This is a genomic window from Pseudomonas inefficax (assembly GCF_032164165.1).
Lineage (GTDB): Bacteria > Pseudomonadota > Gammaproteobacteria > Pseudomonadales > Pseudomonadaceae > Aquipseudomonas > Aquipseudomonas inefficax.
The window spans coordinates 1895879-1909151 of record NZ_CP134401.1 but is presented as its reverse complement, the minus strand read 5'-3'; the positions used below and the strand labels follow the sequence as shown (position 1 = coordinate 1909151).

Here is a 13273-nt window from a genome sequence, read left to right as displayed (position 1 = left end):
AGCTTGTAGCCCGAGAATAAGCGGAGTACGAGTTGTGCTGGTGACAAAGCGAACCGACTTGCGGGGGCAGTTCTTGGCGCCGGATCATCTGCGCTTGCTCTGGGACTCGGCGAGCCTGAACGCAGATTCCTACTATTTCATCGTAGAAGGGAGTGGCTTCGTCGACGGATGCCTTGGGCCTTCTATGCGCATCGTCTCGAGCGTCGAGGCTGTCGATTCGTTGTGTAAGGGCGATTCAGTCGATTTTTTGAGCGTCAACAAAGTTCAGCTGCTCGCTCCACCCGCGATGACCAATCAGACTGAGTTCTCAATGAGGCTCCTCTCAGAAATCCGTATTAAAGACGGTACGGAAGCGACCCCGATCTACGAGTTCGTCACTCATGATGGGCAAGTTTTCTCGAGCGCCAGGGGGTAAGAGATGTCCGTGTCCCTTGATGACGCTATGGAGTTTCTTTACGGCGCCGGCGAGGTTGTCCATGGGTGGTCTGGTGATAGAGCAGAGCTTATTCAAGCAGCAGAGCAGCGCTTTCCAGGTAAAGCCTTTTGCTTGGTGAAGCGTTGGATAATCGTTGAGATTCCCGCGAATGAGGTTGAGCCGCTGCCGGGCGGAATCGCGCCGATGATCGTGCTCGCTCATGAGGTCATCTACGACAGCCGAGAACGTTTTGTACCTGGTAGCTGGGTGAGATCGACCTACGCGATTTCGCATGAAAAGCCATGGATTTTTGAGACTCGAAACACGACCTATTTGCTTGTTGGCGACGGATACAGAAAGCAAGCACCGCTCGAATTGGTGCTGTCATTTCGTCCTTAAGCATTTCAGATTATGTAGCCCGGTTGTCCTTCGGACTGGCCCGGGAGGTGCGACGCAGCCCTATGGAGCGCGGTATGAAGATTGCGGTCTACTCCGACCTACACAACGAGTTCTCCGAGTTCGTGCCACCTAAGCTGGACGTCGCGCTGGTCGTGCTCGCTGGTGACATCTCTGTGCGCGGTCAAGGGGTCGAGTGGGCAAACGCGGCGTTTGACTGTCCAGTGATCTACGTCCCTGGGAATCACGAGTTCTACCGGGGCCATCTAGACCGTTCGCTGACGAAGATGCAACAGGCGGCAGCTGGGCATGTTCATGTTCTGGATAACCAGCCACTGATCGTTGGTGATGTCAGATTTTTAGCGACGACGGCGTGGACAGATTTTACGTCGACAGGGGATTACCGCGTAGCAATGTCGTTGTGCTGGGAGTGGATGAGCGACTTCACCCAGATCCGAATCGGCGAGGGCTTTAGAAAGCTTCGGCCTGTCGATCTCATCGCGCGCAATATTTGTGCGCGGGACTTTCTGGCTACGGAGTTGGCTAAGGACTTCGGAGGCAGGACGGTCGTCGTCACGCATCATTGCCCGATTGAAGAGGTCGCTGGTGATGGTCATGAAGGCCACCTCGGTGCTGCGTACTTCAACCAGTGGGGTGACCTAGTTTCGCAGGCTGATGCCTGGATCTTCGGCCATACCCATTACGCGGTCGACACGATCGTTTCGGGATGTCGGCTCATATCGAACCCCAGAGGGTATCCAGGTGAAAAGACCGGCTTTGTACCGGACTTCATCATTGAAATCTAAGCACTTCTAGGAACGAAAGCTCTCAGAGGGGGGGGAATTGGACGCAGGAGCGCATGAACACATGACAGATGAGATCATCAGGTACCCAGGTGAAGAACCATCGATTTTTCAGCTCACGCGCATCATACAAGCGATGGGTCAGCAGTATCCTGTGCCGATCACTGCCTATCTGAGCGACGTTGAAATTTCGAACGATTGCGCAGTCGGGGTCGTGGTTGGTCAGATCGTTCCAGGGCTTATTGAGAAGCGCACAGGGGCATATTTGCTTACCACCACGCCGATTTTCTTGTTGTTTAGAGTAGGACGCTTCTGGGTGGTCGATACAAAGGCAGGGAATTTTGTTCTGACTTCATTCAAGCGCGGAGCGGGGCGGAAGAGTCTTCGAGCACTGATCGCAACAGCTGACCAACCTGACGTATCTTCGGAGCGCGAGCCAGGCGCCATTGTGGGTGCCTGAAGGATCGAATATGCGGATCAGTTGAGCGTCGCAAGGAGTGTACGCAAAAAATCCTCACGGCGATGAATCGAGCTAAGGATCACGTAGTCGCGTTCGCCATCTGGTGGTAGATGACCACATTCCACTAGGCCGATGATGTAACCCTCTGCCTTCCCTCGGGCCTCGCGCAGGTCTTGCTCTGTCGTGGATTTGTGGATGTCATCCACTAGGCGTTTCCAACGCTCGGCTTGGCGTTTGCCGGTAGGGTCGCTGGAGAAAGTAGGAGCGTGAAGCAGTGAATCGTAGTAGCCGGTAGCAGGTTGCGTGCTCAAGCGGGAAGCTCCACAGATTAAATCTGCAGCGATTTTATCATGCGTACACTCAATCGCCTGTCACTAGACCCTCGGCGGAGGCTGGCGAAATCTGGCCGCTCGACGCTGAGTATCAACCTGCCTGGTTAGGTTGAGGTTGGGAAGGTACGACTCATGCTCGTAGAGGATTACGGAGGTGCTGTATGAAAGTCGCACAAGCAAGTGAGCCCGATGTGATCGTCGACGTGGTATGCGATGTCTGCGGTATGTCTACGCGAGATCGAGAAGCCAAGCTTCAATATGGGACGATGCATGCGTCATGGGACGAGGGTTCAGCACATTGCGGGGAAGACTACGAGCTTCACCTGTGCGAGCGCTGCTTTTTCTCGCAAGTAGCTGAGATGAAGCGGGCGCGGTGGCTTGCTGTGATGTTCGATGAGGAAGGCGATGCGATTTTGGTTGATGACGCCTACGGACGGGCTACTAAATCTGCCAAGGAGGGTGGCGGGGAGCATTGCTGACCGTAAGCCCACGGTTTAGGTCGAATTATGGAAAAGCAATAATTATTGCTGATGCATAATTTTCGCCAGCCTGCATCGACCCCAAGTGGCGCGCTTCAACGGCAGAAGGGCGCCACTGGATAGTAGACTAGCTTGGCTTCCCCCAAGTGCTTTGGAAGCTGGGGCCATCAGACTTTGGTGGCTGAGTTGGTTTGGCTATCTGAATCGTGACCGGGATCGGGAAATCCACACCCACCATCGCTACCTCACCCTGCTTCAGGTTTGGGAGGAATGCAGCAGCGGAGCGATCGATCTCACCGCAGGCTCGTTCAACCACTTCGCGGTCACGGTCGTTGGTAAGCCGATGGACGAGCAGGGTACCCATCTGACTGAGCACGCCTTCGGTTATGTCGCGCGGTCGCTGGGTCGCCAGGCAAATGTTCAGCCCGTATTTTTGTGTCGTCTGGCTAGGCACATGCAGGCAGTTTGCGGAGGTGTTGTATGAAGGTCACGCGAGCAGGTGAACATGACGTGGCCATCGACGTGGTATGCGATGTCTGCGGTATGTCTACGCGAGATGGCGAAGGTCTGATAACTAAACGTGTCTACGGCGGGCTTGGAGTTTACAATGGATAACCGCCGTCTGCAGTATCAGCCGGCTCTAGTCCATCGGCTTATCACGCGAGTTTAAGTACAGTTTTTGTCCAATTCCACAAGCTTGTCGGCCATCCTAAGGATCGTGCGAGCCATCCCGCGGGCGAGGTTAAGCAGTATCAGGCCGAATGCATCAGGCTCCTGTTCATGTAGCATGAAGAACTGTTCGATGCTGATTTCAAGGATGACGGCATCTTCTTCAGCAATTGCTGTAGCAGTGCGGTCACTTAGGCTGATCATATGTACAAAGCCTAAATCATCACCAGGTTCGTGATGTCGCGAGAGCACCATTGTTCCATCTTGTCCAGGTATAAAGTTGTTAATGCTTCCTTGAAGAACGATATAGAAGAATCCAGTGCGATCACCAAGTGAGTAAAGCACTTCGCCAGAGTTGAGTTGAAGTACCCGGCATGAGAGGAGCATATTCAGCAGCACGGCGTCCTGTATCGCACCAAAGGTCGAGAGCTCACGGAAGTAGGCGGGGCCCAGCTTCCGCCAAAGATCTTGGGCGTCAATTTGTTGCATTTTTCGCCTACCTGCTTCTGCTAGCCTCTTCTTACGTTTAAGCATAGTAAAAGCTTGACATGTGGGCGCGGTTAATTTATGGCTACACAAAACATAGCGAAACTCACCCGCCATCCCTTGCATGAGGGGAACCTTGCAAACATCCAGCGATCTTCGGCTTCCAAAGTCGCTTATATAAAAATGCGATGCGCTCTCGATGGTGGGCTAGGGAGAGCGTTCTCTCCGCCGATAAATAACGCATCAAAAAAGGGGCCTTGAATATAGGCCCCAAAGTCGCTACATAACAAGACGGCGACAACGGGCTGGGCAGTAGTTGACCAGCCCGTTAGGGTTAGTTCTGTTTAGAGAGCTTGTCAATATAGCCTTTGCCAAGCTCGTCGATTTCGCCTGTTGCAAGTTTATTCTGTACAAAGATGTCAAGCACCTGCATATCAGACAGCTTTGCATCGCGTCGAACTGCAAATGCGATACCCTGCTTGGCGATCGGCGGGTTCGGCAACAACACTGACCAGCGGTCTTTGTTCGTAGCGGCCAAAATCGCGTTCGTGTCAGCATCCTCAATCAGGACGTCAGCTCGACGAGAGGAAATTGCCAAGCGTGCTGCATCGACATCCGGAAGGCGCATGACCTGGGCTTGCTTGAGTTTTGGCGAAGCAGCTGCATCGATTGCTGTGCCGGACACGACTGCAACGGTTACGTCTGCTTTATCTATGTCCTGAAGCGATTGTGGAGCGTTAGCAAATTTCGGGTTTGCTCGGTCATAGACCGCCGATATTTGAAAGCTCCACACAGGATCGCTGTAGGTTACTGCCAATGCGCGCTTAGGGGTGCGGTTGAGCGCCATCGACATATCCCATCTACCGGATTGCAGACCTGCGACCATGTTGTCCCAGTTGGTGTCTACGATCTCGACTTTTACCCCCAGCTCTGCACCGAACTGGCGACACAGATCGACAAAAATTCCTGAATATTCAGATGTCTTGGGGTCACGCAGGATATATGGCGGTGCTGATGCAGCTCCGCATTTGAGAACGCCCTTCTTCTGAACTTCCTGCCAGTAGCCGGATCCCTCGTCGGAGTGCGCGGAGGAGAACATCAGCGCGCCGAACAAGGCGACGGCAACTTTCAGAGCTGGTGCAAATTTCATCACGTATCCTCTCAATAGCTTTTTTGTTATGAACGGAGGCAGTAATACATCTATATCGTAATTGTTATCGAATTAGCGTGCTCTGCACCTTAGCGTTGAGGATCGCTTTGGAGCATTCCGCCAGTAGCCCAGTTTTCCTTGCTCACTTCACTCAGTACAACCTGAACGTCGCTCACATCACATCTAGCAATTCGAGCAAGCTCCCGAGATAGTACCTCAGCTATCTCTCGTTTCTGCGCATGATCTCTACCTTCAAGCATTTCTACCCGTATGAAAGGCATCGTTTACCCCTTCCCAGCTATGTGAATCATTGCTATCGGGGCTTATCAGACTCTCCGGTAGCGCTAGGCGGCGATCTGGAGCACTCAAGCCGAGATTTTCTCGCTGCGTCGTGCGGCTGACCGTTTCCTGATGCCATGTTAAGTCTTGATCATATCTCTGTCTAGGGTAAATACACGGCAGTGAACATCTCCCAGTGGAGATAACACCACAACGGTTGCCCTTCCATAACCCACTGTTTAACCGTACAAAACAGCTCTAGAAGGCCAGATGCAGCAGCGCCTGAATGACGATAAACAGCAGTCTAGGGGATTTTTTATGAGAAAATGCTATACCTAAATTTTTTCTTCAGTCTTACGAGGTAGGATCAGTCCTGTCGGTTTTGGTTGAAAATCTTGTGCAATGTGCGTACTCTCGGTCATGTGATCTGCACACTGTGCGAAAAGAGTTGACATGTCGACAACTTGTTCGCATCTTAGGAGCTAAGCGAGCAACAGACCCGTACGATCTCCTTTCACTGCCTTCATCCGCCTACACAAGAACGTACAATGAGGATTCACAGGTGAAGAGTCTCAAGCTGTCAGCGGTCGCCCTAGGGCTGGCCATGACCTGTGGTATGGAGCTGCCCCCGGCATACGGCCAGGATGAAGGCGGCTACTGGGAAAAAATCCAACAAAGAGGAGTGCTGAGGTGTGGCGCAGCCTCGGCGCCTCCGTACATCCTCAGAGATCCGAAGACAGCCGCTTACTCTGGAATCTTTGTTGACCTGTGCCGGCAATTTGGAGAACAGCTCGGCGTCCGAATTGAGATCGTGGACACGACCTGGGACAACATGGTTGCTGGGCTGCAGGCTGGACGTTGGGATGTTTCTATGGCGCTTAACCGCACACCTCGTCGAGCGCTAGCGGTAAATTACAGCGATACCGTATGGGACTTCAGAATCTCGGGTTTGTATGATCATTCCAATCCGAAATTCAAGATGCAGCCAGTTTCGGTGTCAGACATCGATAAGCCTGGTATCACTATCGCGATGGTGGCCGGTACAGCTATCGATGCAGCCGTAAGCAAGAAAATACACAACGCCCAAATTCTCCGCTTGCCTGATATTGATAGCTCAAGGCTATCGTTAGTGTCGAGGCGTGCCGACATTTTATTTGAAGATGCCGACTCAAATGCGATTTTCGCGGCCACAAACCCGCAGAAATGGCAGGCGGTTCTACCTAACCCGTCAATCGCTAAGCAAGGAATTGCTTTTGCCGTCCGCTTGGAAGCAGAACCGGCTGACCTACAAGTGCTGAACATCATGATTCAGAACGAAATCGCTTCCGGTCAAGTCGCGGCCCTGGGTAAGCATTATATCGAACGGCTCGGAACTGAGATGCGGCGTTAATGCAAAGACGCTGGTTGTCATCTGATTAAGCTTAGCGAGAAGAGGTTGGGTGTACCATGAACGATAATAATTTTATTACAATCAAAGATCTGAAGAAAACCTTCTGCAATGGAAGTGTCAAAGTACTGGATGGTATGGATCTCACAATGGGACGGTCAGACCGCCTCGTTGTGTTGGGCCCGAGCGGTAGTGGTAAAAGTACGCTGCTTCGCTGTGTAATGGGGCTTGAAGAAATCGATGCGGGTTCAATCGCCATCGATGGTAAAGAATATGTATCTCGTGGAAGCAAAGGCACTCGTATTGATCAGGTCACGCAGAAACAAGTCGGCATGGTATTTCAAAGCTACACTCTGTTTCCGCATTTGACGATCCTTGGGAACTTGACACTAGCAGCTACCAAGTCACGAGGGATGCCTAAAAAGGAAGCTGAAACTCGAGGGCTCGCACTTTTGCGTCGATTCGGTCTGGAGGCAAAAGCTAGATCGTATCCTCAGGAGCTGTCCGGTGGGCAGAAGCAACGCGTTGCTATCGCTCGCGCCCTAATGCTCGATCCCAAGCTTATGTTGTTTGATGAAGTGACCTCGGCTCTTGACCCGGAATTGGTAAATGAGGTCGCCTCGATGATCTCCGAATTGGCCCAATCTGGTATGCCGATGATGATGGTGACCCACGACATGTGGTTCGCTAGGCGGATCGCCAGTCGGATCATTTTCTGCGCAGATGGCAAGATAATTGAGGACAGCCACCCAGAGGTATTCTTCACGAACCCCAAGACCCAGCGGGCCAGGGATTTTCTTCAAAATGTTCTGCATGAAATGCCGCCACAGGTAGAGTTCTCATGAATAACATTGACTTTTTCTTTGTCCTGGGTGCATGGCCTAAGCTGCTGGAAGGTCTTGTTATCACCATTAAGCTCACTCTCTGGGCGAACGTGATAGGGCTAGTCGGTGGGTTCATTCTGTCATTATTGAGGACATCTCACCTGCAGGTGGCTGTAGTAGCTGCGAAGCTCTATATTGAAATTTTTCGATGCACTCCAGCAATGGTGCAAATTGTTTGGTTCTTCTTCTGCGTTCCGATGCTGTTCAACGTATTTTGGCCCCCAGTCTTGACTGGTGCAATAATTTTGGGTCTCAACTTGATGGCATTTAACGCGGAAGCGTTCCGGGCATCAATTCAAGGCATTCCTCTCGCTCAGCGAGACGCTGGGATTGCGCTCGGGCTTTCCAAGTGGGTATGGGTCACAAGCATTGTTTTGCCTCAGGCGCTGCGGTCTGCGACGCCGGTCTTGATTACCAATGCAATCGGCACTTTCCAGCAAAGTTCGTTGGTCGCGTTGGTAGGAGTGCAGGATCTTATGTACCAGGGGAAAATGCTTTCGGTTGAGTCTTACAGACCTATCGAGACGTTTACGTTCCTAGTGTTGTTCTATCTTGCAGTTTCAATTCCACTTGGGCGTTTTGCCGCTTACTTGGAATTCCGTACTGCAAAAGCATTAAGGCAGTGAGGTGATCATGGATAACTTTGATTTTTCCGTGGTTTTTGAGTACCGCGATGCGTTGTTAGCTGGCCTCTGGGTTAGCATTCAGATAACCATTTTGGCTGGGATTCTAGGAACCATCGGTGGTTTTCTGATCAGCTTGGGTCGAAGCTCAAACCTGGCTCCGTTGCGTTGGATATGTATCGGGTTTGTGGAAATCATCCGAGGAACACCGGTGCTTATCCTGTTGTTCTGGGTTTTTTTCTGCTTGCCTATCATCTTGGGCATGGAGATCGGAACCTTCACGTCATCATTGATTGCGTTGACTGCCTACATGGCCGCGAGCACAAGTGAAGCTTTTCGCTCAGCACTCAAGTCGATACCCAACGAGCATTATGATGCATGTGTTGCATTGGGGCTGTCGCGACTTACTAGGTCTATCTATGTGGTCGCGCCTCAGGCCTTTATTCGCGCAATCCCTAACTTGCTTTCCAGTAATTTGAGTTTGTTCAAGGAGGGGGCTTTGGTATCGGCTGTGGGTATGGCAGATCTGATGTTCGCTGCGCAGAACATTTCTAATGTCACGGCTCGACCGATTGAGATTCTTACCATCGCTGCACTTATTTATTTGATCTTGGGCTCAGCATTAGCTCAGCTCGTAACCTTCATTGAGCGACGTATAAATCAGAAGATTGCTGCTTAAAGATACCAGGCGCAAGCGATCTTAACTGACCAGATATAAGCTGAGGCTGCCTTCCTTCACTTCCGGTGGACACCTCCGATTTCAAGAGCTACGGCCATGACTGACAAGACACTACGCAGTGCAAATTGGTTTCAACGAATTGACAATACCGGTTTTGAGCATCGTACCCACCTGAAAGCTAGGGGGGCGCTGCCTGAGATGTTTGAAGGTCGACCAGTCATCGGTATCGCCAACTCCGCTTCAGACTTGGTGCCTTGCAATGCACACTTGACTGAGCTGGCTGAATGGGTGTCGAGAGGGATCTTGGAGGCAGGTGGGTACCCCTTAGTCTTCCCCACCATGTCCATTGGCGACTCCATCATGCGTCCCACAGGGATGATGTTCCGAAACATGATGAGTATGGAGCTCGAGACGACTCTGCGCGCTAATCCGCTGGATGGCGTCGTGTTGCTGACTGGTTGCGATAACACTGCCCCGGCCTACCTGATGGGCGCAGCAAGTGTGGATCTACCAACCATTCTTGTGCACGGTGGCGCGATGATCAGCGGCCGAGTCGGCAGCCAGAAGGTTGGGTCAGGTACTGACATCTTCCGGATGCATGCCGAGTACAAAGCTGGAACGCTGTCGAAAGAAGGTTTCCTCGATGCCGAGTATGGTATGTCCCGCAGTAACGGGCACTGCAACACCATGGGTACCGCATCGACTATGGGCTGTCTGGCTGAGGCACTTGGCTTAACGCTTCCTGGATCTGCTGCGATCCCAGCAGTGGATGGTCGGCGAAAAGGTGATGCCCAGTTGTCTGGTCGCAGGATCGTGGAGATGGTGAGAGAGGGCCTTACCTTCAAGAAAGTGGTTGATAAGCGCTCATTTGAGAACGCAATCCGAATCAATGCGGCACTGGGCGGTAGCACCAACGCTATTATTCACCTAATCGCCTTGGCTGGACGCGTTGGGATTGAGCTGACGCTTGAAGATTTCGAGCGCAACTGCAGCATGATACCACTCTTGGTGAATGTCCTGCCGAACGGCAAATACCTTGCTGAAGAATTCTACGGCGCAGGTGGTCTGCCGGCGTTGATGGGCGAGATGAGGTCGCATCTGCACGCCGAGGCAATGTCCGTCACCGGTAGGACGATTGGTGAGATAACAGAAAATGCCCAAAGTTTGGATTTTGATGTAATTGCGAAGTTCGACTCCCCGGTGAAAGAACAGAATGCGCTGAAGGTACTGAAAGGCAATTTGGCACCTAATGGCGCGGTCATCAAACCATCCGCCGCGTCCCCTCATTTGCTTCATCACACAGGGAAGGCAGTCGTCTTTGACAGCGTTGAAGACTTGGACAAGCGCATCGATCTGCCTGAACTGGAAGTGGACGAGAACTCAGTGCTCGTGCTCCGTAACATAGGCCCCAAAGGTTATCCAGGGATGCCTGAGCTAGGCAACATTCGCTTGCCGGCGAAGCTGCTTGCAAAAGGCATTAAGGACATGGTGCGGATCTCTGACGGTCGCATGAGTGGTACAGCTTATGGCACGGTTGTTCTGCATGTAGCACCTGAGGCATCTGCCGGTGGCCCGTTATCCCTAGTAAAAACAGGTGACGAAATCACGTTGGACGTGGCTAGCGGGAGCCTCACCCTTAATGTGAGCGATGAAGAGCTCGCGAGCCGTAAAGCAGATGCTGTGCTTCCGCTCATTTACCACGAGCGTGGTTATGAAAAGCTTTTCGTCGAGCACATTTTGCAGGCTGATAAAGGGCTCGACTTCGACTTCCTTGTGGGTGGGAGTGGAAGTGCGGCTCCTCAGCGGCGACCATTCTAGTAATGAAGTGCCTGGCCCCTCAGGCACGCGTCGAGGGGCCTTGGATATGTCTAAGCGTTCGCGCGTAAGGGGATGTAATGGACATACGCTCTGAAAACTATCGGCACGAACGTCAAACTGGAAGCGCTAGAGTTTACAAGGATCTCAAGTGCCGTATTTTACGTCTGGAATTAGAGCCTGGGCATCGACTCGATGAGATCGCTCTAAGTCTGGAGTACAGCTTGTCCCGGTCTCCTATTAGGGAGGCATTGGGACGGTTGTCCGGCGAAGGCCTTGTTATGATCTCGCCAAATAGAACAACGACCGTAGCCTCTATGGATTTGGCACGGATAGCTGAATATTTGGACGCCCTTGAGCTTTTGCAGCGTACTGTAACTCGTATGGCTGCTATTAATCGCTCAAGTGTCGATATGGAACGTATTTATCAAGCTCAGTCGCATTGTAGGCGCTCAATTCCGCACATGCAGAAGAGCTCCAACCCTATCGGCTTTATCGAGGCCGACTCCGAGTTTCATTTGGCTATAGCTGCGGCTTGTAAAAATAAGTATTTCGCTGAGCCGTACGGCAAGCTCCTGATGGAGGGCCAACGTATGCTGCATTTGCATCACACCTGGGCGGCTCAGGAAGGTGGTGAGCACGACGATAATCACACGGCCGAACATGACGACATCATCAAGGCTATAGAGCGTCGCGATGCAGATAGTGCAGAACTTCACGCACTGAAGCATGCGGAAGGATTCAGAGTTCGACTCACAAGGTATCTGGATAGGAATCTGTCTCGATCAATTTCATTGTGTGGCGAGGTTGCGGCCAGCAGCCGCTGATGCTTCGTCTCCCGGAATATTATTTTTGGAGGATGATATGAGTAAACGAGTTGCGATTATTACCGGCGCGTCGTCTGGCATCGGTGCAGCCACGGCAAGAAAATTGTTTGCGAGCTTTGACGGCTTGGTCATCCATGCACGCAAATCAGCGGCTGGTCTAGAGCGCGTCGCTGAGGAGGCTCGCGGTGCAGGTGTCGAAGTACTGACTGTTCTGGGTGACCTGTCGGATTCAAATTTCGGTGATCAGTTGGTTAAGCAGGCTGTTGAAAGATTTGGCAGGCTTGACTGTGTGGTAGCGAATGCGGGCTTTCCAATCATTAAAACCTTCGAAGAAGGGACACGTGCCGATCTAGAATATGCTTTCCAGGGAAATGCCATCAGTTTCTATAGCCTGGCTAAAGCCGCTGCTCCGTTTATTAGCCAGTCGGAGAATGGGCGGGTGGTTGCAGTGGGCAGCTTTACCAGTCACGTTTTCCGCACCGATGTTCGGAATTACCCGCTGTCAGCAGCTTCAAAGGGAGCGTTGGAAGTGACTGTTAAAAGTCTAGCCCTGGAGCTAGCCAAGTCCGGTGTAACGGTGAACTGTGTGATCCCGGGATGCATCCAAAAGGATCACATGGAGGATAGTGTCTCTGACGAAGAGCTTTTGGAGCAAACCAAACGGATTCCTTTGGGGAGAGCCGGCCAGCCGCGCGACGTTGCATCGGCTATTAGTTTCTTGCTCAGCCCCGACGCCAGCTATATCACCGGTCAATGCATCCATGTGAATGGCGGCCTTCACATTTAAGCGGCACTCGAGGACAGCTGCTGAGTCGTAGCTGTCCTACATCAGCTTCTCAATCGGGGAAGAGATCAAGCTACGCTTGGCTCACGTTCCCTTATCGAATCAGGTGTGGTGCGGTATCTGCGGTGGCCACGTTCCAGGTGGTTGCGCATTTCACGTTGCGCACGCTCTGCATCGCCGGCGCTAATCGCTTCACATATCGCACGGTGCTCTATCACCGTCTGTTGAATGTACTCAGGAGTTACGAGGGCAGGATCTGAAGCGCGAGTGAAAGCGGGGCGCGGTGTAATTCGAGAACTGACGACGTTGAAAAACTCCATAAAGGCGGAGTTGTTGGTTGCTTCAGCAATAGCCCTGTGAAACGCGGCGTCGCATTCATCGAGCGCTGCTTCGTCACCGATTGCTGCTTCCAGCTGATGCGCTGCGTCCCATATCGCAGTTTCCTGCGCCCACGATCTTCTACTGGCGGCTAACCCTGCAGCATGCACTTCAAAAGCCATCCGAAGCTCAAGAATATCGATGAAGGACGACTTCGCGAGTGACAGGGGCGAGAGAATGGCATCGATGAGGCCAGTGTCTGGGGCGTTCTGTTCTGCGGTTCGGATGAAAACCCCAACACCGTGCCGAGACTCCAGGACACCATCCGAGCTCAGCGAAATCACAGCCTCCCGGATGACCGTTCGGCTTACGCCAAACTTCTCCGCGAGTTGGTTCAGCGTAGGGAGTTTGTCCCCAGGCTTGAGGCTCTCTTGATGAATCATTTCTTTGATCTGCTCGATCGTCCGGCTCATCAACGTATTCAAGT

Annotated in this window: 17 protein-coding genes; 12 read left to right on the top strand and 5 right to left on the bottom strand. The window is 52.3% G+C overall.

The annotated features are described in order from the left end of the window. The first annotated feature begins 34 nt into the window (after window positions 1–34). From RIN61_RS08565 to RIN61_RS08550, 4 genes are all read left to right on the top strand, one after another. Window positions 35–415 (top strand): hypothetical protein, encoded by a 381-nt coding sequence (locus RIN61_RS08565; RefSeq protein ID WP_028697837.1) that lies wholly within the window; start codon window positions 35–37, stop codon window positions 413–415. A gap of 3 nt (window positions 416–418) precedes the next feature. Further along, entirely contained in the window at window positions 419–814 is a 396-nt protein-coding gene (locus RIN61_RS08560; protein ID WP_121162269.1) for a DUF6957 family protein, read from the top strand. A 74-nt stretch (window positions 815–888) separates the two neighbouring features. Continuing rightward, the gene (locus RIN61_RS08555) at window positions 889–1617 is read left to right on the top strand and encodes a metallophosphoesterase (RefSeq protein WP_121162267.1); all 729 of its coding nucleotides are present in this window, start codon (window positions 889–891) and stop codon (window positions 1615–1617) included. Window positions 1618–1678: 61 nt separating this feature from the next. Beyond that, a complete protein-coding gene (locus RIN61_RS08550) occupies window positions 1679–2074 on the top strand; it encodes a hypothetical protein (protein ID WP_121162265.1) in 396 nt (131 codons plus the stop codon). Between the two features lie 17 nt (window positions 2075–2091). Here RIN61_RS08550 and RIN61_RS08545 read toward each other — a convergent pair whose 3' ends face one another. Next, window positions 2092–2385 (bottom strand): hypothetical protein, encoded by a 294-nt coding sequence (locus tag RIN61_RS08545; protein ID WP_313856717.1) that lies wholly within the window; start codon window positions 2383–2385, stop codon window positions 2092–2094. Between the two features lie 182 nt (window positions 2386–2567). On the opposite strand from RIN61_RS08545, the gene RIN61_RS08540 reads away from it, so the two are divergent. Next, window positions 2568–2885, top strand: a complete 318-nt coding sequence (locus RIN61_RS08540) for a hypothetical protein (protein WP_121162261.1) — start codon at window positions 2568–2570, stop codon at window positions 2883–2885. A 666-nt stretch (window positions 2886–3551) separates the two neighbouring features. Here the strand turns inward: RIN61_RS08540 and RIN61_RS08535 are convergent. The 3 genes from RIN61_RS08535 to RIN61_RS26735 all read right to left on the bottom strand — a co-directional run bounded on the left by RIN61_RS08535 (window position 3552) and on the right by RIN61_RS26735 (window position 5471). Next, window positions 3552–4043 carry a cyclic nucleotide-binding domain-containing protein gene (locus RIN61_RS08535; protein ID WP_183079118.1) on the bottom strand — a complete coding sequence of 164 codons (492 nt, stop codon included), beginning with the start codon at window positions 4041–4043 and terminating at the stop codon, window positions 3552–3554. 331 nt (window positions 4044–4374) lie between these two features. Further along, the gene (locus tag RIN61_RS08530) at window positions 4375–5190 is read right to left on the bottom strand and encodes a substrate-binding periplasmic protein (protein ID WP_121162257.1); all 816 of its coding nucleotides are present in this window, start codon (window positions 5188–5190) and stop codon (window positions 4375–4377) included. 89 nt (window positions 5191–5279) lie between these two features. After that, window positions 5280–5471 carry a tautomerase family protein gene (locus tag RIN61_RS26735; protein WP_121162255.1) on the bottom strand — a complete coding sequence of 64 codons (192 nt, stop codon included), beginning with the start codon at window positions 5469–5471 and terminating at the stop codon, window positions 5280–5282. Window positions 5472–6031: 560 nt separating this feature from the next. Between RIN61_RS26735 and RIN61_RS08525 the strand changes: the two genes are divergently transcribed. From RIN61_RS08525 to RIN61_RS08495, 7 genes are all read left to right on the top strand, one after another. Continuing rightward, window positions 6032–6859: a transporter substrate-binding domain-containing protein gene (locus tag RIN61_RS08525; protein WP_121162253.1), complete on the top strand. Its 828-nt coding sequence runs from the start codon at window positions 6032–6034 to the stop codon at window positions 6857–6859. A gap of 56 nt (window positions 6860–6915) precedes the next feature. Continuing rightward, window positions 6916–7701: an amino acid ABC transporter ATP-binding protein gene (locus RIN61_RS08520; RefSeq protein ID WP_121162251.1), complete on the top strand. Its 786-nt coding sequence runs from the start codon at window positions 6916–6918 to the stop codon at window positions 7699–7701. Then, window positions 7698–8366, top strand: coding sequence for an amino acid ABC transporter permease (locus RIN61_RS08515; RefSeq protein WP_121162249.1), 669 nt, complete (start codon window positions 7698–7700; stop codon window positions 8364–8366). Before RIN61_RS08520 ends, RIN61_RS08515 begins: the two co-directional genes overlap by 4 nt. 7 nt (window positions 8367–8373) lie before the next feature. Then, entirely contained in the window at window positions 8374–9042 is a 669-nt protein-coding gene (locus RIN61_RS08510) for an amino acid ABC transporter permease (protein WP_121162345.1), read from the top strand. A 96-nt stretch (window positions 9043–9138) separates the two neighbouring features. Further along, on the top strand, window positions 9139–10860 hold the full coding sequence (locus RIN61_RS08505; protein ID WP_121162247.1) for an IlvD/Edd family dehydratase: 1722 nt from the start codon (window positions 9139–9141) through the stop codon (window positions 10858–10860). Window positions 10861–10937: 77 nt separating this feature from the next. Next, a complete protein-coding gene (locus RIN61_RS08500) occupies window positions 10938–11684 on the top strand; it encodes a GntR family transcriptional regulator (RefSeq protein WP_121162245.1) in 747 nt (248 codons plus the stop codon). A 37-nt stretch (window positions 11685–11721) separates the two neighbouring features. Beyond that, window positions 11722–12471 carry an SDR family NAD(P)-dependent oxidoreductase gene (locus RIN61_RS08495; protein WP_183079117.1) on the top strand — a complete coding sequence of 250 codons (750 nt, stop codon included), beginning with the start codon at window positions 11722–11724 and terminating at the stop codon, window positions 12469–12471. 65 nt (window positions 12472–12536) lie between these two features. Here the strand turns inward: RIN61_RS08495 and RIN61_RS08490 are convergent, their stop codons facing one another. Beyond that, window positions 12537–13271, bottom strand: coding sequence for a FadR/GntR family transcriptional regulator (locus tag RIN61_RS08490; protein ID WP_121162241.1), 735 nt, complete (start codon window positions 13269–13271; stop codon window positions 12537–12539). Window positions 13272–13273 lie beyond the last annotated feature (2 nt).